The following is a 20,139-nucleotide window of genomic DNA, read 5'->3' as shown; positions in this document are numbered from 1 at the left end:
GCGGGAATACTCGACCTTATGACCGATTCCACACACAGCGCTTCCACAAATCCCGAATGGCCGCTCGATGCCCACATCCTCGGCAGGATGGACAAGCTCGCGGCACTCGTCGCCACGCTTGACGACGACACCTTCAACGCAACCCTCCCTATCCCAGCCATTAACTCCCTGGCAGTGCTGCTACGGCATGTGACTGGATCTGCGAGGTACTGGCTCGAGCGCGTCTGCCTTGGGCGCGATTATGTCCGCAATCGCGATGGGGAGTTTTCTGCTCATTGCAGTGTTTCGGAAGGGCTGGAGATTTACCACCGTGATCGCGCGGCTATTGAATCCGCGCTGGTGGAGCTGCAAGGCGTTGACCGCGCTGGTGCTCCTGCTGCGATTCCTACCGATAAAGACCGTTGGTGGTGCGGCAGCATCGAAGGAGTGATTGTGCATGTCTTCCACGAGGCGGCTCAGCACCTGGGACATGCGGAGATTACGAGGGATGCACTGGTGGCAGGGCTGGGAGGGAATGGCCCCGATGGCGGCGCAGAAAGCCCTTCCCCACACACCCTCGACACCATCATCAATGTGCTTGCCCAGGTCGGACATGCGTCGGACTTCATCGAGCACACCGCCGACGGTAAGACTCACATCACTACCGTCGATGGCAAAACTGTGATTGTCTAACCCTTCCCCTGTTTTACTGCACTACTGTTTGCACTACCGCATGCGCTACTTCAAAGCAGCAGCAATGCGGTCGCCAACTTCACTGGTCTTGATTGGGCCACTACCGCGGGTAGCCATGTCAGCTTCCACAGCAGCTTCGATGCGCTGAGCGTCTTCCTCACGACCCAGATGGCGAAGCATCATGGCACCCGACAGAATGGCTGCCGTCGGGTCAGCGATCCCCTTGCCAGCAATGTCGGGCGCGGAGCCGTGAACGGGCTCAAACATGGACGGGTTGGTATTGGAGGCGTCAATGTTGCCGGACGCTGCCAGGCCAATACCGCCCGAAACTGCACCAGCTTCATCAGTAATGATGTCGCCGAAGAGATTGTCGGTGACGATGACGTCGAAACGCGAAGGATTAGTGACGAGGTAAATCGTCGCAGCGTCGATGTGCGAGTAATCGACATCTACCTCAGGGTATTCCTTAGCGACCTCGTCGACCGTACGCTGCCACATACCGCCGCCGTGCACCAGCACATTGGTCTTGTGGACGAGTGTCAGCTTCTTGCGACGGGTCATAGCCAGCTCGAAGGCGTAGCGAACAACGCGCTCAGCACCGAAGCGGGTATTGACGGAGGTCTCGTTGGCAACCTCGTGTGGCGTGCCGACGCGAATCGCACCGCCGTTACCGGTGTAGGCACCTTCGGTTCCCTCGCGGACGACCACGAAATCAATCTCGCCCGGGTTCTTCAGCGGAGACTCGACGCCCGGGAAGAGCTTGGAAGGACGCAGGTTAACGTGGTGATCCAGCGCGAAGCGCATCTTCAGCAGCAGTCCGCGTTCGAGAACGCCCGGGGGAACGTTCGCCGGGTCACCGATGGCACCGAGCAGAATAGCGTCGTGCTCGCGCAGAGAGTCAAGGTCGGCGTCGGTGAGCAGTTCGCCATTGCGCAAGTAGCGACGCGAACCGAGGTCATACTCGGTGGTGTCGAACTCGCCGATAGCAGCCTCCAGCACCTTCAGTGCTTCTGCCGTAACTTCCGTGCCGATGCCATCCCCCGGGATGACGGCAATCTTCAGCTTTCCTACCTCAGTCATTTTTTGAGATACCCTTCTCACTATATGGACACAAATGAGTGTAGCAGAACCTAGCACTCACTCCCCATCACTGTCTCCGCGGTTTTTACCATCTCTATCGCTTTCACAATCCACCCCGTCTACTGCCCTCTCCTTTTCCAAATCCCTCCGCACCTTATCCACTAGACTGCGGAGGCTGTCATGCAGTTTGCGACGTTTCTCATTGTGCTCGGCCAGCGCAGCGGTTTTCTTTTCAGTCTGCGAGGCAAAGGTGTAACGACCATGCCCAGTGTGCTCTTTGTCCGAGTGCGCAAACGGCCCCTCATCACAAGAGAGGAACGTCCAGGCTTCAGTCCCATCATCACCTCGAACAACTCGCCATATACCAGCAGTTTTAAGGTTGTGGTGCCGTCGACAAAGACAATGGAGATTATCCGTGTGCGTAGCCCCTTCCATTTGCCGCTCACCACCGGAAAGACTGTGATCAAATTCCACAATATGGTCGATATCGCACTTTTCCGCAGGGATATCGCATCCAGGAAAACTACACACACCGTCACGGGCACGCACGAATGCACGCTGCGACTCGGAGGGTCGATAGCCCTCAACGGCACTATCCCCCAGCACCCGCAATGTCGATACCCGTTTCAGCCAAGACTCGGCCACCAGCGTAGAAAGCCAACCAGCACCAGCGAGCCACACTGGAGTGTTTTCCGGTTCGCCATCCTCCCCGAGAGAGAGCACTCGGAAGAGCTCCAGATTCACCTCCACCTCACAAGTACCGCGTAGCGCATGCATGAAAGCTGCCGCGCGACTCACCTTCATCTGCTTAGCCACTGCGTCGATAATTGCAAGGGCTTCCACCGCATGATGTCGCTCGAGCACAGTAGTCAGCGTTGCCACTCCAGCGTCACCATGTTCATCAACCGCGATAAACTCCTTAGCCGTCATGCGATCGCCAAAGTAATCGAGAGCCGCAGCTTGAACCTCCTGCACCTCAGGCGACTCCGCGGGATCCTCCGCAGATTCCCCATCCTTCTCGACTTGATATGCCGCCGCATCAATTGCAGCATCTACGGTCGCTTCCACATTCCGGGCCAGGACCCTATCAGTGTGCAACCCAGCGACATCCACATCGCGTGGCCGGACTTCCGGAGCACACTCACCAATCACTCGCTGCACCCGCGTTGCCATCGCCCGCACTCCACGGAGCGCTTCCCCGTCTCGCCTTGGCTTAACGACATCCACGAGACCCGACTCAACTGCGTCAACTTTTTCATCGACTACAGGGCGTGTGTGTTTTCCGAGCATTGTCAAATGCTTCATTGACAAGTGCCCGCGCTCCCGACACATTTCCGCCAATTGCGGCATGCGCCCAAGCATGTAGCCAATTTCCATATATTTATTCACTTCGGTGCGCGAGATGCCCAGCACCACCGACCAATAAGCCAGATGAGCTTCAACATCGCCATCATCTGGTGGTGCGACCCGCTGAGCGATAACCACTTGCAAGCGATTAATCTCCCGCATCACTTCAGCGAGCGGATGAGCCCTCACCTCATGACTGAAGCGAAATTCCCCACACGATTCCAACTCCGACATTGCACTGCCCCCTCCCTAACGAGGTCCCCTAACGAACAGTTCTTTATCAATTCGCCCACACCATATCCCTCACCCCGGATTCAAACCGCCACCCAAGCCCAAGAATCACCGCCAAATTCGAACACTCTTTCGAGACGATACTAAAAGCAAATCCCGCCCTACGACGCAAACTTCGTCGTAAAGCGGGAAACGCGCTAGAACCTTAATCGACCGGCTTCATCGAGCCGTTCTCAAGGAAGCGACGGTGGAAGTCGTAAGAAGTACCCAGGTCATGCGGAGTGTGCAGGTACGGAGTGGCCTTCTCGGCACGCTCAACGTACTCGAGCAGCGCCTCCTTGTACATCGGGTGAGCACACTTCTCGATAATAAGGCGGGAGCGCTGACGTGGGGCCAGACCACGGAGGTCAGCCAGACCCTGCTCAGTGATGATAACCATCACATCGTGTTCAGTGTGGTCAACATGGGAGACCATGGGCACGATAGCAGAAATATTGCCATTCTTAGCCAACGACGGAGACACGAACGACGAAATGTAGGCGTTGCGGGTGAAGTCGCCGGAGCCACCAATACCGTTCATCAAGCGCGAGCCAGCCACGTGAGTGGAGTTGACATTACCGTAGATGTCGGCCTCAATCATGCCGTTAGTGGCAATCAGACCCATACGGCGAGTCAGCCCCGGGTTATTAGAGAGATCCTGCGGACGCAGCACAATCTTGTCACGGTAGTCAGCAGCATTCTCATTCATTCGAGCTGCATATTCCGGAGACAGCGAGAAAGCAGTGCCGGAAGCCATGGTCAGCTTGCCAGCATCCATCAGGTTAATCATTCCATCCTGAATAACCTCAGTAAAGGAGGTCAGGTTCTCATACTTGGAGTCAAGCAGCCCCGCAAGCACGGCGTTTGGAATGTTGCCGACACCCGACTGCATCGGCAGCAGGTTCTCCGGCAGACGTCCGGCCTTGACCTCACAATCGAGGAAGTCGAGCAGGTAACCCGCAATGGCCTTAGAGTCATCATCCAGCGGCTTGAACGGCGAGTTACGATCCTCGGCGTTAGTCTCAACGACAGCAACAACCTTGTCGACATCAATCGGAACATACGGGGTGCCAATACGGTCACCCGGAGTCAGAATCGGAATCTCCTTGCGGTTCGGAGGCAGGCCGACACTGTAGATATCATGCATGCCCTCGAGGTCCTCAGATTGCCAGGAGTTGACCTCAATGATGATCTTCTCGGCGGCATTCAAATATGAAACACTATTACCAACCGAAGAGGAAAGAATCAGGGAGCCATCGGCCTTAATGCGAACGGCTTCAACGACGGCAACATTGACCGGACCAAAGAAGCCCTGCTCCGTCATCGGACCAGAGTGCGAAAGGTGAATATCACTGTAGTACGCGTCGCCCGCATTAATGAGGCTACGCATTGTCGGATCAGACTGGTATGGCATGCGCCACTCGACACCATTGGCCCTTGCCAACACACCATCGAGTTCCGGAGCGGTAGAAGCACCGGTCAAGACCTTAATCTTGAACTCGTCACCCCGTTCGTGAGCGGCCTCCATGCGCTCAGCGAGAGCCGGCGGAACAACCTTCGGATAACCGGCGCCGGTAAATCCGGCAAAGCCCACCATATCTCCGTGATTGATGAACTGTGCCGCCTCCTGCGCGGTCATCACCTTGGATTTGAGGCCGGCATGGGCAATACGATCTGACATGAACTCACCTTTCTGCATCCCCCAACGCGACTATCGGGGGTAGCACTTCGAACACCGAAGCACACCCCCAACCCTATCAACGAAGCGGTTAGCACCCTTCATTCAGAAGCCCGAAAGCGCCCCCGTTTTAGGCACGCTCCATGCGCCACTAAAACCGACTACAACACCGTTTTATGCCCTACGTCACAACTGGCCAATAATCAGCCATACGACACATTTACAACCTTCCCCGCACCTTAATTTACGCACACGTTATTGATAATCATTTTCAGTACGCTAGTCTTGTTGGGTGACTTCTACCGAATTTTCTGATATCACCACCCCGACCACTCCCGTCACCATCCTGTCCGGATTCCTGGGCGCCGGCAAGACCACGCTCCTGAACAACCTCCTGGCAAACTCACAGGGGCGCAAAATCGCGGTTATCGTCAACGACTTCTCGGAAGTCAACGTCGACGCCGCCCTGATCGAGCAGGGCACATATCTCGAGCGCGGCGAAGACCGTTTCATCGAAATGTCCAACGGCTGCATCTGCTGCACACTGCGAGATGACCTCGTTGAAAACGTCGGCAAGCTCGCGCGCAGCGGCAAATTCGAGCACATCGTCATCGAATCCACCGGCATCTCCGAACCCATGCCAGTCGCCGCTACCTTCGAGTGGGAATTCGACGACGGCCGTCGCCTCGCCGACATCGCCCCCATCGACACGATGGTCACGCTCGTCGACGCCTCCACATTCCTCGACAGCCTCCGCCAGGGGCGTGCACTGCCTGACGACGAACGCACGGTCGCCGACCTCCTTGTCGACCAGGTGGAATTCGCCGATCTCATCCTCATCACCAAATCCGATCTCGCAGGCGAAAAGCTCACCGGCGGTACCGAGGAAACCATCCGCGCAATGAACCCTCGTGCACGCATCGTCCGCGTGACTAACGGAGAAATCGCCACCTCCGCCATTCTCGACGCATCGCTTTACGACGAAGGCACGGCGGCCACTTTCCACGGATATGCAGAAGAACTTGCGAATCCCCACACGCCGGAGACCGAAGAATACGGTATTTCTTCGGTTGTTTTCCGAGGCAACCGCCCCTTCGACCGCGAACGACTAATCAAGGCCCTCCGCGGCACAAAGGGCCTCGTACGATCCAAGGGGCACTGCTGGATTTCCGACCGCCTCGAAGTCGCCCACGTGTGGAGTCAGGCGGGACCGAACCTGAAGATCACCCCTGCTGTCATGTGGGCACAAACCGATGTCCCACCATCCAATGAGGTCGTACTCATCGGTGTGAAATTTAACCCAGAGGCCACACTGCAAGCATTCGAGGATGCCATGCTGACCGACGAAGAAGTGCGGGAGTTGCTGTAGCAAAGCCCCTGGAAGAGCGCCGATAAACAACCAGCTGAAGCGATTACTATGCCATGAATCACTTCCCAACCTGCGGGTGTGGCAACACGCTGTTAGCGCATGCTAGGTTAGGCGACAAAACTAAAGTCGAACAGTCAATCTAGGAGATGACATGTCTGATCGCATCGCACATGCCGGTTTGCGCGGCAAAGTAATGACCGCCGACGAGGCGGCACAGTTTATCAATCACGGTGATGCCCTCGGCATCTCTGGCTTCACCGGTGCTGGCTACCCGAAGGCTCTGCCGACTGCGCTGGCAAACCGAGGCAAGGAACTCCACGCCAAGGGTGAAGAATTCGCTGTCGACATCTACACCGGCGCTTCCACCGCCCCGGACTGTGACGGCGTGATGGCAGAAGCTGACATCATCCGCTACCGCATGCCGTACCAGGGAGATCCGGCACTGCGTAAGTCCATCAACGCCGGCAAGGCAAAGTACCAGGACATCCATCTCTCCCACTCCGCGCTGTACATCGAGCAGGGCTTCCTGCCGATTGACGCCGCAATTGTAGAGGTCACTCGTATTACGGAAGATGGACACCTCATTCCGTCGTCAAGCGTTGGCAACAACGTCGAGTGGATGGACAACGCTGACAAGATCATCATTGAGGTCAACTCGTGGCAGTCCGAGGAACTCGAGGGCATGCACGACATCTACCGCATTCAGCACCTGCCTAACCGCACGCCGGTGCCGATCAATGCCCCGGGTGATCGCATTGGTACCCCTTACATCGACATCAACCTGGACAAGGTTGTCGCAGTTGTCGAGACCAACGCGCCGGACCGCAACTCCCCGTTCAAGCCGTTGGATGAGACCTCGAAGGCCATTGCTGGCCACTTCCTCGACTTCCTCGAGGGCGAAGTTCGCGCGGGTCGCCTGGCTTACGACCAGTACATCATGCAGTCGGGCGTCGGTAACGTGCCGAACGCTGTGATGGCAGGTCTGTTGGACTCCAAGTTTGAGAACATCAAGGCCTACACCGAGGTTATTCAGGACGGCATGATTGACCTGATTGACGCAGGTAAGATGACCGTCGCTTCGGCTACCTCCTTCTCCCTGTCTCCAGAAGCAGCCGAGCGCATGAACAACGAGGCTGCTCGCTACCGCAAGAACATCATCCTGCGCCCGCAGCAGATCTCCAACCACCCGGAGGTTGTCCGTCGTGTGGGCCTGATCGCCACCAACGGCATGATTGAGGCCGACATCTACGGCAACGTCAACTCCACCCACATCAACGGCAGCCGCATGATGAACGGTATCGGTGGTTCCGGTGACTTCACCCGTAACGCCTTCGTTTCCTCGTTCATCTCGCCGTCGCTGGCGAAGGACGGTGCGATTTCGACAATCGTTCCGTTCGCTTCGCACATTGACCACACCGAGCACGACGCCATGGTCATCATCACCGAGCGTGGATTCGCTGACCTGCGTGGCCTGGCACCGCGTGACCGCGTGGCTAAGATGATTTCCGTTGCACACCCGGAGTACCAGCCACTGCTGGAGGAGTACTACGAGCGCGCGCTGAAGACCGCTCCGGGCATGTCGACCCCGCACGATTTGCGCACTGCCTTCGACTTCCACGTCAACATGATTGAGAAGGGCTCGATGAAGGGCTAAGGCTTGTAAAACCTAGCAGGCAAACAAAAATCCCCTCCGGTTGGAGGGGATTTTTCATAGGCTAGGAAGTAGCCCTAAAACGCCTAGTCGTTCAGAACTAGTCCAGCTCAAGCTGCAGAGCATGAGTAGCGGAGATTTCCTCGGCAATCTTCTCGACGAGCTCCTCCGGAACCTCCTTGGAAACACGCAGTACCAGGATGGCAGTCTGATCTGCTTCCTGCGGAGACAGAGCAGCAGCCTCGATGTTGATACCGGACTCACCCAGGGTGGTAGCTACGCGGCCCAGAGCACCCGGAACGTCCTTGTACAGCAGGAAGAGGTTACGGCCCTGAGCACGCATGTCGATGCCGCGGCCATTGATACGAACAATCTTCTCAACGCGGTTCAGGCCAGTGAGAGCACCAACGACGGTAGCGGTGGAGCCATCAGCGCCGATGACCTTGACCTCGAGGACGGAGCGGTGGGAGACGGACTCCGGCTCAGTCTCGACAGTGAAGGTCACACCCCGCTCTTCTGCAATACGCGGAGCGTTAACGAAAGTGACAGGCTCTTCCACCATGAGGGAGAACAGTCCACGGATTGCTGCCATCCCCAGAACGTTAACGTCCTCAGTGTGCAGCTCACCGCGAGCGGTGACCTCAACAGCGGCCGGAGCGCCCTCCAGCAGACCACCAGCAACCAGACCCAGCTCACGAGCCAGCTCGAGCCACAGGGCCACCTCTTCGCCAACAGCGCCACCGGAAACGTTGACGGCATCCGGGACGAACTCGCCAGCCAGTGCCAGCAGTACGGACTTAGCGACATCGGTACCGGCGCGGTCCTGAGCCTCAACGGTGGAGGCGCCCAGGTGCGGAGCACAAACAGTTTCCGGCAGGCCAAACAGCGGGGAATCCGTGCACGGCTCGGTCGCGTACACGTCGAAGCCAGCACCGCGGATGTTGCCAGCCTTAATCGCGTCGGCAAGCGCCTGCTCGTCGACGAGACCGCCGCGGGCAGCGTTGATGATGATCTGTCCCTTCTTGGCCTTGCCCAGGAGCTCAGCATCGAACATGCCAGCGGTTTCCTTGGTCTTCGGCAGGTGGATGGTCACGAAATCAGCGCGAGCCATCAGGTCTTCCAGCTCAACCAGCTCGACACCGAGCTGAGCAGCACGGGCCGGGTTCGCGTACGGATCGTACGCAATGATGTTGGTCTCAAAAGCAGCGAGACGCTGCGCAAACAGCTGGCCGATGTGACCGAAACCGACGATACCGACAGTCTTGCCGAAGATTTCGACGCCCTTGAAGGAAGAGCGCTTCCACTCCCCCTCACGCAGGGACGCGTCCGCAGCCGGCAGCTGGCGAGCGGTGGCCAGCAGCAGTGCGATTGCGTGCTCACATGCAGAGTGAATATTGGAGGTCGGAGCGTTGACAACCATGACGCCGCGCTTGGTAGCGGTATCGATGTCGACGTTATCCAGGCCAACGCCGGCGCGGCCGACGATCTTCAGATTCGGAGCAGCCTCGAGGACTTCCTGATCCACGGTGGTAGCAGAGCGGACGAGCAGTGCGTCAGCGTCACCAACCGCAGCCAGGAGCTCAGCGCGGTTCGGGCCATCTACCCAACGGACCTCAACAGAATCCCCCAATGCGTCCACTGTGGACTGTGCCAGCTTGTCGGCGATGAGGACAACGGGGCGAGCGTTCTGGCTCACAAGCATCTCCTGGTTTGTCTCGAAAAATTTATGCAGTATGTGCGGTGTCACTTAAGAAAACTACTAAAGCGTGCACGCGCATTACGTCTCATCATAAACTCTGGGGGTGAGGCGCGGGGGTACTTACCTAAGCAAAACGGCGCTTACTACCCTTTGTTTAGGGAGTAAGCGCCGTTGCCCCCGACATTCAAGTCGGCAAAACTCTTCGCGTTTTATTTTTATTTCTGCTGGTCTATAACCTACTGGTACGTAACCAACCATGGACGCGGTTCGATGTTCATGGTCTCCTCAGGAGTAAACATCGGCTGGTCCTCGTCGATGAAGTTCTTCCACGCCTCGAAAATCTCCGGCTGCAAATCCTGCAGCATGACGTTCCAGGTCTCAAACTTTTCCTGCGCGGTGCCATGGCCGTCGGCATGCAGTACGAATGCGAGCTCCGGGTGCGACAGATCCAGCGTCTCGCGATCGCGAATCATCTGTAGCTGGAACTGGTGCAGCATCAGCATCTTCTGCGGAAGGTTGTTCTTACGAGTCAGCTCAGCCAGCCAATCAGCAACGCGGTTGACCTCTTCAGCCTTAACGTGACCAACCTGAGTCGCCGGAACCTGCCCCGGTTCCATCTTCCACTCCGGATCCAGCGCCAGACCGACGTTTGGCATCTTCAGCAGTTCTTCGTAGAACTTGGCCTGGTCCAGGAAGTCTGCACTGCCCGGCTGCAAGTCGATGATGACGTAGCCGCCGGCCTTGGTCATGGCCTCGACGTACGGCTTCAGAGTCTCAACCGGAGCTGGCTCAGAGTAGTCACCGCGCGGGCCCGGGTCTGCCTGTGCGACTGAAGCAATAATCTCGAAGGCCGGCAGTACCGGATCATCAGCGAACTTCTCGTACTGCTTGACGTAGTCCTTCGCGCGGGCGACGGCATCCTCCGGATCATCCTCGCCCATCACACCCAATGGAGCGGCACCTGGGTGACCATACGTCGCAATCAGATGACGACCGGGGAACAGCAGTGTGCCTCCACCCGGCAATTCCTTAACCTTGTCATTTTTGGCAAGCTCGATGGACTGATCGAACTTGTCCTTATCGCCGAAAACCTTACCCAGAGCAATCAGGGACTCGCCGTCGCGAGCAGCCGAAATCGACTCAGAGGTAGCACGCGCGTCGCCCACTGGCAACCAACTGACCTTCAGACCAGCGGCGCGGGCCGTAGCAATGGAGGCCAAACCAGTACCCGGTGCGGCCAGTGCCAATTTGTCTTTGACCTCCTTTGGCGATCCCTTCGGCAGCGTGATGCTCTCCTGCCCCTTGTCATCCTGCCCATCGCTGGCGCGATCCTGAGCTTCCTGGTTGGCGCCCCCATCCTTCGTTGCGTCACCCTTGACGACAGTGGGCTTCTCCGGATCCATCTCAACGACAGCGCGAGTCGGCTTCGACTCCGTCTCTTTGAGAACCTTGAATTCAGTACCGACAAGCTCCTTGAGGCCATCGGTCGTACCCGGATCTGCAATAACCTGACGCTCCTCTCCCCCGGTCAGGTCAACTGCCCCCACTGTAAGGACTGTCTTTGCGCCCAGGCGGTCAATCTCTTTTTCCACATCGGCGATATCAGCGCCAGTATCGTGGCCACGAGCGTCCTTCTTGGGACTCTTGGCGGTACTGTCATCTTCCGCATCTTCGGCAGAACCAGCCACCAGCATCGGCAGCCCAGCAGCAACCGCAATGCCTGCCGCCCGACGCTGCTCAGCTGCACCAGCCGAGGAAACGACAACTGCTTCCGAACTGCCGATCAGGCTTTCCGACGCTGCGATGTCGTCGCTAAGCACCGTCGACTCAGCGTCCACCTTCTTCGTGGAAACAGCACTGTCGGAATTACCACACGCGACCAGGGCGCTCGATCCCAGCGCCAGACTGACCGTCAGAGCAACGGTTGCCGTCACGCGCCGCGTCATTGCGGATACTCGCACATTTACCTCCGTGAAATGATTTGATTGCAACGATTAGACTATCGAACGTTTTTGTTGAGGGAGACCTTTAAACCCAGATTAGAACCCCGGATGCGGCTGGAGCCACACCCGTTTGGCCGTAGTTGCTTTTATCTCAGACGTTTATCCCACCCGTCTACCCCACACGTTTCAGTGAAAGAAAACGAGTAAGAGAGATACGAAAAGGGCCTCATCACGGCGGTGAAGCTCAGTGATGAAGCCCTACTTCGCGAACAAGCGAAGGATTCGCTTAAGCAACAAACTTAGGCGGTCTCAGCGCGAGCGTCGACCTTAACCCAGCTCATCAGGTCGCGCAGCTTGGAGCCGACCTCTTCAATCTGGTGGTTGTTGTAGGAAGCGCGCAGGTCCTCGAGCTCCTTGTTGCCGCCCTCGACGTTGGCAATCAGACGCTTGGTGAAGGTGCCGTCCTGAATGTCAGACAGAATCTCGCGCATGTGCTGCTTGGTATCAGCGGTAATAACGCGTGGGCCAGACAGGTAGCCACCGAACTCAGCGGTGTCGGAGACCGAGTAGTTCATGTTGGCAATACCGCCCTCGAACATCAGGTCAACAATCAGCTTCAGCTCGTGCAGGCACTCGAAGTATGCCATCTCCGGCTCGTAACCAGCTTCAACCAGAACCTCGAAACCGACCTTGACCAGTTCCTCGGTGCCGCCACAGAGAACAGCCTGCTCACCGAAGAGGTCGGTCACAGTTTCTGCCTCGAAGGTGGTCGGGATAACGCCAGCGCGGGCGCCACCGATAGCTGCAGCGTAAGACAGAGCCAGGTCGCGGCCCTCGCCCTTCGGATCCTGGTCAACGGCGATCAGGCACGGAACGCCCTTGCCATCGACGAACTGACGACGAACCAGGTGACCCGGCCCCTTCGGAGCAACCATACCGACGGTGATGTTGTCAGCCGGCTTGATGAGGTCGAAGTGGATGTTCAGACCGTGGCCGAAGAACAGCGCGTCGCCGTCCTTCAGGTTCGGCTCGATGTCCTCGCTGTAAACCTTTGCCTGGGTGGTGTCCGGAACCAGCACCATAATGACGTCTGCCCATGCAGCGGCATCTGCGTTGGACTTAACCTCAAAGCCAGCTTCCTGGGCCTTCACAGCGGACTTGGAGCCTTCACGCAGACCGATAACAACCTCGACACCGGACTCGCGCAGGTTCTGAGCGTGAGCGTGGCCCTGGGAACCGTAGCCCAGGATGGCAACCTTACGCCCCTGGATGATGGACAGATCAGCATCGTCGTCGTACAGCAGTTCAATAGCCATTAAAATTAGCCTCTTTTCGAATCGGATTCGTTAAAAATCTTAGCGTTTAGTTGTTAGCGGGGCTGGAGCATCGGCTTCGGCCCGCGTGCCATTGCGACGGTACCGGACTGAATGAGCTCACGGATACCAAACGGCTCGAGGACCTCCAGCAGGGCTACAAGCTTCGAGCGCTCACCCGTCGCCTCAATGATGACAGACTCTTGAGAGACGTCCACCACGCGGGCACGGAAGAGATTGGCGGCATCGACGACCTGCGGACGATTGGTGTTGTCGCAGGAAACCTTCACCATTAGCAGTCCGCGCGACACCATGGTCTCTGGGGGCTGGCGGACCACCTTCAGCACGGGCACTAGCTTGTTGAGCTGCTTAGTGATCTGTTCGATCGGCAGCGTCTCCGTCTCAACCACGACAGTGATGCGGTTGACTCCCTCGGTCTCAGTTTCACCCGAGGTAATCGACTGGATGCTGAAACCTCGGCGGGTGAACATGCCCGCAATGCGGACCAGAATACCCGGCTCATCGAGGGTCAACACGGATAGAGTGTGCAGTTCAGCCATTTTGGGACTCACTTCCTGTTGCTTCGGATCCCGATTAGCGGGTCTTCATGGACGGGTGGTTAGCGTCGGGCTGCTTCGCGGCGTCCTCGGCGTTGTCCACAACAGTGCCGTGGATGTCAGCCGGGGTCTCGGCCGCTGAGTTCTCATCGTTGAACAGCGGGCGCAGACCACGGGCGTATTCGACCTCATCATTGGATTTGCCAGCTGCCACCATCGGCCACACCTGAGCATCCTCACCGACAATGAAGTCAATAACCACCGGTCGGTCATTAATCTCGCGTGCCTTCTTAATTGCGGCCGCGACATCTTCCTTCTTGGTCACGCGAATCGCCACGCAGCCAAGCCCCTCGGAGAGCTGGACGAAGTCTGGCAGGTAGGAGTTGTCCTCCGGGCGCAGCTTGGTGTTGGAGTAGCGCTGATCGTAGAACAGCGTCTGCCACTGACGAACCATGCCCAGGTTACCGTTGTTGATCAAGGCAACCTTGATGGGAAAACCTTCCATTGCACAGGTGGTTAGCTCCTGATTGGTCATCTGGAAGCAACCGTCACCATCAATGGCCCAGACTTCCTTTTCTGGAGCAGCCGCCTTGGCGCCCATCGCAGCCGGGATTGAGTAGCCCATCGTGCCGGCACCACCGGAGTTAAGCCAGGTGCGCGGGTTCTCGTACTGGACGAACTGTGCTGCCCACATCTGGTGCTGGCCGACGCCAGCGGCATAGATGGCCTCCGGGCCAACGATGTCGGACAGGGTCTGAATTACAAACTGCGGAGCGATTGCACCATCAGCGGGCTCTTCCCACCCGAGGGGGAACTCGTCGCGGAGACCGTCGAGAAGCTTCAGCCAGTCGGCAATCTGGGGGCGACTAAGACCGAGCTTGGTGTAGGACTCGCTAAGTGCGGCAAGGACCTCGCGGGCATCGCCGACGATGGGAACGTCAACTTCACGGAGCTTGCCAATCTCTGCCGGGTCAATGTCTGCGTGGATAACCTTCGCGTTCGGCGCGAAGGAATTCAGATCACCGGTAACACGGTCGTCGAAACGCGCACCGATAGTGATGAGCAGGTCGGACTTCTGCAGAGCAGCGACGGCGGACACCTTGCCGTGCATGCCCGGCATACCCATATGCAGCGGGTGCGAGTCCGGGAATGCGCCGCGAGCCATCAGCGTGGTCACGACCGGAACTCCAGTCTGCTCGGCGAACTCGACCAGCTCCGTGGAAGCATCAGCCTTAATGACGCCACCACCGATGTAGAGCACCGGACGCTTGGCCGCAGCAATCATCTCAGCTGCTTCGTCAATCTGACGCTGGTGCGGAGTCGTCACAGGACGGTAGCCCGGCAGGTCAATCTCCGGCGGCCAGGTGAAGTCAATCATCGTATTCTGGAGGTCCTTCGGAACATCGACCAGAACCGGGCCTGGGCGACCAGAAGAAGCCAGGTGGAATGCCTCAGCGAGCGCGCGCGGGATGTCCTCAGCTTCGGTGACCATGAAGTTGTGCTTAGTGATCGGCATGGTCACACCGCGGATGTCAGCCTCCTGGAAAGCGTCAGTACCCAGCAGCGGGCGACCGACCTGACCGGTGATGGCGACAACCGGAACGGAGTCCATCTGAGCATCCGCGAGCGGGGTAACCAGGTTAGTAGCACCCGGGCCGGAAGTCGCGATACACACACCGACCTTGCCGGAAACCTGCGCGTAACCAGTGGCAGCGTGACCAGCTCCCTGCTCGTGGCGCACGAGGACGTGGCGGAGCTTTTCCGAGTCATAAATCGGATCGTAGAGCGGAAGCACTGCACCACCGGGGATACCGAAGGCTACCTCAACACCAAGCTCTTCAAGAGATCGGACAATGGCTTTTGCACCAGAAATTCGCTCGGGGGCGCCGGTGCGCGCCTTAGCTGCGAATTGGGCGGGCGATGGGGTGTGCTGCTCGTGCGCGTTCACGATTTCGCTCCTGGGTCATGGTGGGCAACTACTCAACTCACATTCACGCGAAGAAGCTACGAATGTGGCGTTGACTACAACCTTAACGTCCACATAGTGAGAAGTCAATCCCGCCAATTGGACACCCCCGCCCGCTTAACACCCGAGCGCCTACCCACTTCCCAACCGTTTCCCCACAGCAGTCCCACCCCAGCTTTGGGAATCACTTTACCCAGAAACACCCCCACCCCCGATACGCTGGTGCACCCGAGACGGCGCAGAGGCGGTGTATCCGAGTCGGCACGCCAGAGCGGCTCACCTCGAAGCTCCTCTTTATGCATAATTCCTTATCTTTAAACTCAGCCCATCTTAAGGCGAACGACCTACGGTGGAGAGCATGGAATTTTTACAATTCATGTTGTTACGGGCATGGCAATGGATAGCCAGCAACGGTCTTGCCATTGCAAGCCTGGCCATTCTGCTAATTCTTGTTCCCCGCATCCGACGTTTCGTTCTGGCAATCGCAGACGGAAATATCTCCTCTGAGGACGAGCAAGCCAAGGGACGACGCGCGCTCATTGGCGCTGTTGTTTACATCGTCGAAGTTATTGCGTACTTCGTCTTAATCATCGCGATTCTGTCGAAATTCGGAATCTCACTAACCGCCGCCGCCATCCCCGCAACGGTTGTTTCCGCTGCTGTTGGTTTTGGTGCCCAGGGAGTCATCGCCGACTTCCTCGGAGGCATGTTCATCATTGCCGAGAAGCAGTACGGCATCGGCGATTGGGTTGAGTTCCATTCCCCTTCCGGCACCGTGCAGGGCGACGTCGTCAATATGACATTGCGCGCCACGACCATTCGAACCCTAAACGGCGAGGAAATTATCGTGCCGAACTCCGAGGCACGTATGTGTATCAACTACTCCTCGCAGTGGTCGCGTGCCGTCGTCGAAGTACCGGTACCGATGACCGCCGGTGGTTCCATTAAGGATTTGGAAGAGCGCACCGTCGCCGCTGCTAAGCGCGCAATCACGCTGGACTCAATCAAGGACTCCGTTCTCTCCGAAATCAAGATGCAGTCCTCTACAGAGCTCAATCCACCAACGGTTATGGGGCTGCCGTGGACCGTCACCATGCGCTTGATTGTCGACTGCAAACCGGGCGACCAATGGCTTATCGAGCGCGCCATCCGCGCCGCAGTCATCGACACCTGGTGGGATGACTACGGCGAGCGCGCCCAACAGACCCCGTTTGCTCCCGCCGAAGAAATCACCGGCCACGTCCGCGATGACACGATGATTGAACAGCTCAAGCAGGCCGACGCTAAGCGCGAGAACAAGCAGGCGCTTGACGACGTCGACAGCGCTCCAACCGAGGTTGTCGAAATGGTACCGGACACAGCAGTCGAGCCAGTCACCGCGGAAACTAAGCTGATCGAAACTCAGACCGTCGACAAGCAAGACGAGAATGAGCGATCCGATCTTCCGCACGCGGGAGCCGATCTTGACGATGCGCGACGCGAGCAGGAAGACAGTGAAAGCAACAGCGCCATCCGCAAGCTGATTAACCACCCCGATTGGAAGACACTCACGACGCGCCAGAAGGTTCGTCGAACCCTCTCCGCAGGTGGGCGCGCTCGCGTTTCGACGATTGTACTCCTGGTAACCTTACTGATTCTCTTCATTTTGAACCTGATGACACTCGAAACTGAGGACGGCCCATCTGGATGGTTGGCACCGAGCAGGTGGAACGATCGCGTAGCGACACAGGAAGAGGACTCGGAAGAGTCGTCGGCACCACAGTCATCCAACCAGCCGACTAGCACCACACAGAATGTGCAGCCCACCGAGACCACTCAGCAGAATCAGACATCTCAAAACCAGCCAACGGAGACTTCTCAGCAGCCGCAGAACACACAGAACCGCACACCTTCGACCACCACCTCCACCCAGCCAAGCTCCGAGCAGAGCAACACTGGCAACGAGGACACTGGTGGATCGCAGTCGACGGACTCCACTAACAACGCGGAACCGAACTCGGCTGATACGCAATAACGCGCAACCGCCTACCGTGCACTAGCCAATCCGAACTACCCGCTACAATCAATAGCCATGACTGACTCGACTCCACAGCCAAAAATTGCGACGCAGCGATTTCGCCCACAGAAGACGCATCTGTTCATCGTTGCGTTCATGGTCGTGCTGTGTGTAATTGCCGCCGGCTTTACCCCGTGGCTGGCCGTTACCTTCCTGGCACCGTTGATTTATACGCTTTGGATTTTCCGAGTACGCACCACCGTGGGGTCACGCGGCATCACTGCGGTTTATCTACTGTCCCAGCGCCGTTCGGTGCCCTGGAGTGATTTTGCAGGCATCTTCTTCAACAAGGGCGGTCGAGCCTTTGCGGTCACCAAGTCAGATGAGCGTATCGCGCTGCCGGCCATCTCTTTTAATTCACTGCCCGAGCTAAAGGAAGCCACCGGCGGTCTGATTCCGGATCCGATTACTTCGGCTCGCATGGCGGAAAATGACAAGGTCGAGGTCTTTGACCGCGATGGCTACTCCGTAATGAAGAAGGCCAGTGAGGTTGAGGCTGACGCCAAGGTTAAAGGCGCTAAGGCTAAAGGCGAAGCCTCTGCTGAGTAACATCTAAGCAGTCCACAAAAGCCCCTAAATCTCATTATGCGGACACTAGTGACCGCGAAATGAGACATTAGGGGCTTTTGTGATTAGTATGGACAATTAGTTACCTTGCACCCTATCTAGGAAGGGCAGCCCACATGATCCCCCTTCGCTCTAAAGTCACCACTGCCGGACGTAATGCCGCTGGCGCTCGTTCCCTATGGCGTGCGACTGGCATGTCCGATAGCGACTTCGGCAAGCCGATTATCGCAATTGCAAACTCTTACACCCAGTTTGTGCCAGGGCACGTGCACCTGAAGGATGTTGGCGACATCGTTGCGGAAGCTGTAACCGCGGCAGGTGGTGTCCCCCGTGAGTTCAACACCATCGCCGTCGACGACGGTATCGCAATGGGACATGACGGCATGCTCTACTCGCTGCCATCCCGTGAAATTATTGCCGACTCTGTGGAATACATGGTCAACGCTCACACCGCTGACGCGTTGGTGTGTATTTCCAACTGTGACAAGATCACGCCAGGCATGCTCAATGCGGCTCTGCGCCTGAATATCCCGGTGGTCTTCGTTTCCGGCGGGCCGATGGAATCGGGGTCATCGGTTGTTATCGATGGCGTCGTCAAGCCTGGCTCTGACCTAATCTCGGCTATTTCTGCATCCGCGAATGACAAGGTCGATGACAAGAACCTGCTGGACATCGAGCGCTCGGCGTGCCCGACCTGTGGTTCTTGCTCGGGTATGTTCACCGCAAACTCGATGAACTGCCTGACCGAGGCCCTCGGCCTGTCCCTGCCGGGCAATGGTTCTACGCTGGCGACTCAGCAGGCTCGCCGCGACTTGTTCACCCGCGCCGGTGAGCTAATCGTGGACCTGGCGAAGAGCTACTACAACGATGGCGACGAGTCCGTGCTGCCGCGCAACATCGCCAACCGCGACGCATTTGTCAACGCCATGACGCTCGATGTTGCCATGGGTGGCTCCACCAACACCGTGCTGCACATTCTCGCTGCCGCGCAGGAGGGCGAGATTGACTTCGACCTCTCTGACATCGACGCGATTTCCCGTCGTGTTCCGTGTCTGTCTAAGGTAGCGCCGAACTCTGACTACTACATGGAGGACGTCCACCGCGCCGGTGGTATTCCAGCCATCCTCGGCGAGCTGCGTCGCGCCGGCCTGCTGCAAATGGATGTCCGCTCTGTACACTCCCCGTCGTTGGAGGAGCACCTGAATAACTGGGATATCCGCGGCGGCAAGGCCACTGACGAGGCCATCGAGCTGTTCCACGCAGCACCGGGCGGTGTGCGCACCACCGAGCCGTTCTCCACTTCCAACCGCTGGGAAAGTCTGGACACGGACTCCGAAAATGGCTGCATCCGCGACTTCGACCACGCCTACACCAAGGAAGGCGGTCTCTGTGTCCTGCGCGGCAACATCGCCGAGGACGGCGCTGTCCTGAAGACCGCGGGTATTGGCGAGGACCAGTTCCACTTCGAGGGCACCGCTCGCGTCGTAGAGAGCCAGGAAGAGGCTGTCTCTGTCATCTTGAACCGCACCTTGCAGCCGGGCGAAGTTCTCTTCGTCATCTACGAGGGGCCGTCAGGTGGTCCGGGCATGCAGGAGATGCTGCACCCGACCGCATTCATCAAGGGTGCTGGTCTGGGTAAGGTTTGCGCCCTGGTCACCGACGGCCGCTTTTCCGGCGGTTCCTCTGGACTGTCGATTGGTCACGTTTCCCCGGAGGCCGCTGCAGGTGGCGCAATCGGTCTCGTCCGCAACGGCGACCCAGTGTACATCGATGTCGCAGAACGACGCCTCGAAATTCAGGTGTCCGACGAGGAGCTTGCGGCCCGCCGTGATGAAGAGCTCAAGCGCGATAAGCCGTTTACTCCCCACAAGCCACGTCCGCGCAAGGTGTCCAAGGCGCTGCGCGCATATGCCAAGATGGCGTCCAGTGCGGATAAGGGCGCGGTCCGCATTGTCGACTAGCTAGATCAAA

The 20,139-nt window shown here is 57.8% G+C and carries 14 protein-coding genes; 6 read left to right on the top strand and 8 right to left on the bottom strand.

The window, feature by feature from the left end; translation table 11 throughout:
• Window positions 1-18 precede the first annotated feature (18 nt).
• Window positions 19-672, top strand: a complete 654-nt coding sequence (locus HMPREF2614_RS07880) for a mycothiol transferase (RefSeq protein ID WP_070560636.1) — start codon at window positions 19-21, stop codon at window positions 670-672.
• 45 nt (window positions 673-717) lie between these two features.
• Here HMPREF2614_RS07880 and HMPREF2614_RS07875 read toward each other — a convergent pair whose 3' ends face one another.
• The 3 genes from HMPREF2614_RS07875 to HMPREF2614_RS07865 form a co-directional block, all read right to left on the bottom strand.
• Window positions 718-1,734 (bottom strand): 3-isopropylmalate dehydrogenase, encoded by a 1,017-nt coding sequence (locus tag HMPREF2614_RS07875; protein ID WP_141745476.1) that lies wholly within the window; start codon window positions 1,732-1,734, stop codon window positions 718-720.
• A 75-nt stretch (window positions 1,735-1,809) separates the two neighbouring features.
• A complete protein-coding gene (locus HMPREF2614_RS07870; protein WP_070560635.1) occupies window positions 1,810-3,333 on the bottom strand; it encodes an HNH endonuclease signature motif containing protein in 1,524 nt (507 codons plus the stop codon).
• A gap of 202 nt (window positions 3,334-3,535) precedes the next feature.
• Window positions 3,536-5,050 carry an acetyl-CoA hydrolase/transferase family protein gene (locus HMPREF2614_RS07865; RefSeq protein WP_038629527.1) on the bottom strand — a complete coding sequence of 505 codons (1,515 nt, stop codon included), beginning with the start codon at window positions 5,048-5,050 and terminating at the stop codon, window positions 3,536-3,538.
• Window positions 5,051-5,339: 289 nt separating this feature from the next.
• Here HMPREF2614_RS07865 and HMPREF2614_RS07860 point away from each other — a divergent pair, with 289 nt between their 5' ends.
• Both HMPREF2614_RS07860 and HMPREF2614_RS07855 read left to right on the top strand, forming a co-directional pair.
• Window positions 5,340-6,416, top strand: a complete 1,077-nt coding sequence (locus HMPREF2614_RS07860; RefSeq protein WP_070560634.1) for a GTP-binding protein — start codon at window positions 5,340-5,342, stop codon at window positions 6,414-6,416.
• 151 nt (window positions 6,417-6,567) lie between these two features.
• Window positions 6,568-8,070: an acetyl-CoA hydrolase/transferase family protein gene (locus HMPREF2614_RS07855; RefSeq protein WP_038628563.1), complete on the top strand. Its 1,503-nt coding sequence runs from the start codon at window positions 6,568-6,570 to the stop codon at window positions 8,068-8,070.
• Window positions 8,071-8,167: 97 nt separating this feature from the next.
• Here the strand turns inward: HMPREF2614_RS07855 and serA are convergent, their stop codons facing one another.
• From serA to HMPREF2614_RS07830, 5 genes are all read right to left on the bottom strand, one after another.
• Window positions 8,168-9,763: a phosphoglycerate dehydrogenase gene (gene serA / locus HMPREF2614_RS07850; protein ID WP_038629526.1), complete on the bottom strand. Its 1,596-nt coding sequence runs from the start codon at window positions 9,761-9,763 to the stop codon at window positions 8,168-8,170.
• 239 nt (window positions 9,764-10,002) lie between these two features.
• On the bottom strand, window positions 10,003-11,727 hold the full coding sequence (locus tag HMPREF2614_RS07845; protein WP_049181181.1) for a hypothetical protein: 1,725 nt from the start codon (window positions 11,725-11,727) through the stop codon (window positions 10,003-10,005).
• A 281-nt stretch (window positions 11,728-12,008) separates the two neighbouring features.
• Window positions 12,009-13,025, bottom strand: a complete 1,017-nt coding sequence (gene ilvC / locus HMPREF2614_RS07840) for a ketol-acid reductoisomerase (protein WP_038628558.1) — start codon at window positions 13,023-13,025, stop codon at window positions 12,009-12,011.
• A gap of 53 nt (window positions 13,026-13,078) precedes the next feature.
• Window positions 13,079-13,582 (bottom strand): acetolactate synthase small subunit, encoded by a 504-nt coding sequence (gene ilvN / locus HMPREF2614_RS07835; protein WP_038628556.1) that lies wholly within the window; start codon window positions 13,580-13,582, stop codon window positions 13,079-13,081.
• Window positions 13,583-13,616: 34 nt separating this feature from the next.
• On the bottom strand, window positions 13,617-15,527 hold the full coding sequence (locus HMPREF2614_RS07830) for an acetolactate synthase large subunit (protein ID WP_070560633.1): 1,911 nt from the start codon (window positions 15,525-15,527) through the stop codon (window positions 13,617-13,619).
• Window positions 15,528-15,903: 376 nt separating this feature from the next.
• Between HMPREF2614_RS07830 and HMPREF2614_RS07825 the strand changes: the two genes are divergently transcribed.
• From HMPREF2614_RS07825 to ilvD, 3 genes are all read left to right on the top strand, one after another.
• The gene (locus HMPREF2614_RS07825; protein ID WP_049181180.1) at window positions 15,904-17,559 is read left to right on the top strand and encodes a mechanosensitive ion channel family protein; all 1,656 of its coding nucleotides are present in this window, start codon (window positions 15,904-15,906) and stop codon (window positions 17,557-17,559) included.
• Between the two features lie 57 nt (window positions 17,560-17,616).
• Window positions 17,617-18,150 carry a PH domain-containing protein gene (locus HMPREF2614_RS07820; RefSeq protein ID WP_038628550.1) on the top strand — a complete coding sequence of 178 codons (534 nt, stop codon included), beginning with the start codon at window positions 17,617-17,619 and terminating at the stop codon, window positions 18,148-18,150.
• A 134-nt stretch (window positions 18,151-18,284) separates the two neighbouring features.
• Window positions 18,285-20,129 carry a dihydroxy-acid dehydratase gene (ilvD, locus tag HMPREF2614_RS07815; RefSeq protein ID WP_070560632.1) on the top strand — a complete coding sequence of 615 codons (1,845 nt, stop codon included), beginning with the start codon at window positions 18,285-18,287 and terminating at the stop codon, window positions 20,127-20,129.
• Window positions 20,130-20,139: the final 10 nt, after the last annotated feature.

The organism is Corynebacterium sp. HMSC074C11, from assembly GCF_001809455.1.
GTDB lineage: Bacteria > Actinomycetota > Actinomycetes > Mycobacteriales > Mycobacteriaceae > Corynebacterium > Corynebacterium amycolatum.
Note: the sequence above shows the minus strand (reverse complement) of the source record. Positions and strands in the feature narration are given on the sequence as shown.

Coding starts and splice junctions, on each gene's coding strand:
- ilvN (WP_038628556.1), bottom strand. CDS start 13,582: ATGGCTGAACTGCACACTCTATCCGTGTTGACCCTCGATGAGCCGGGT.
- ilvC (WP_038628558.1), bottom strand. CDS start 13,025: ATGGCTATTGAACTGCTGTACGACGACGATGCTGATCTGTCCATCATC.
- HMPREF2614_RS07865 (WP_038629527.1), bottom strand. CDS start 5,050: ATGTCAGATCGTATTGCCCATGCCGGCCTCAAATCCAAGGTGATGACC.
- HMPREF2614_RS07855 (WP_038628563.1), top strand. CDS start 6,568: ATGTCTGATCGCATCGCACATGCCGGTTTGCGCGGCAAAGTAATGACC.
- HMPREF2614_RS07825 (WP_049181180.1), top strand. CDS start 15,904: ATGGAATTTTTACAATTCATGTTGTTACGGGCATGGCAATGGATAGCC.
- HMPREF2614_RS07820 (WP_038628550.1), top strand. CDS start 17,617: ATGACTGACTCGACTCCACAGCCAAAAATTGCGACGCAGCGATTTCGC.
- HMPREF2614_RS07880 (WP_070560636.1), top strand. CDS start 19: ATGACCGATTCCACACACAGCGCTTCCACAAATCCCGAATGGCCGCTC.
- HMPREF2614_RS07870 (WP_070560635.1), bottom strand. CDS start 3,333: ATGTCGGAGTTGGAATCGTGTGGGGAATTTCGCTTCAGTCATGAGGTG.
- ilvD (WP_070560632.1), top strand. CDS start 18,285: ATGATCCCCCTTCGCTCTAAAGTCACCACTGCCGGACGTAATGCCGCT.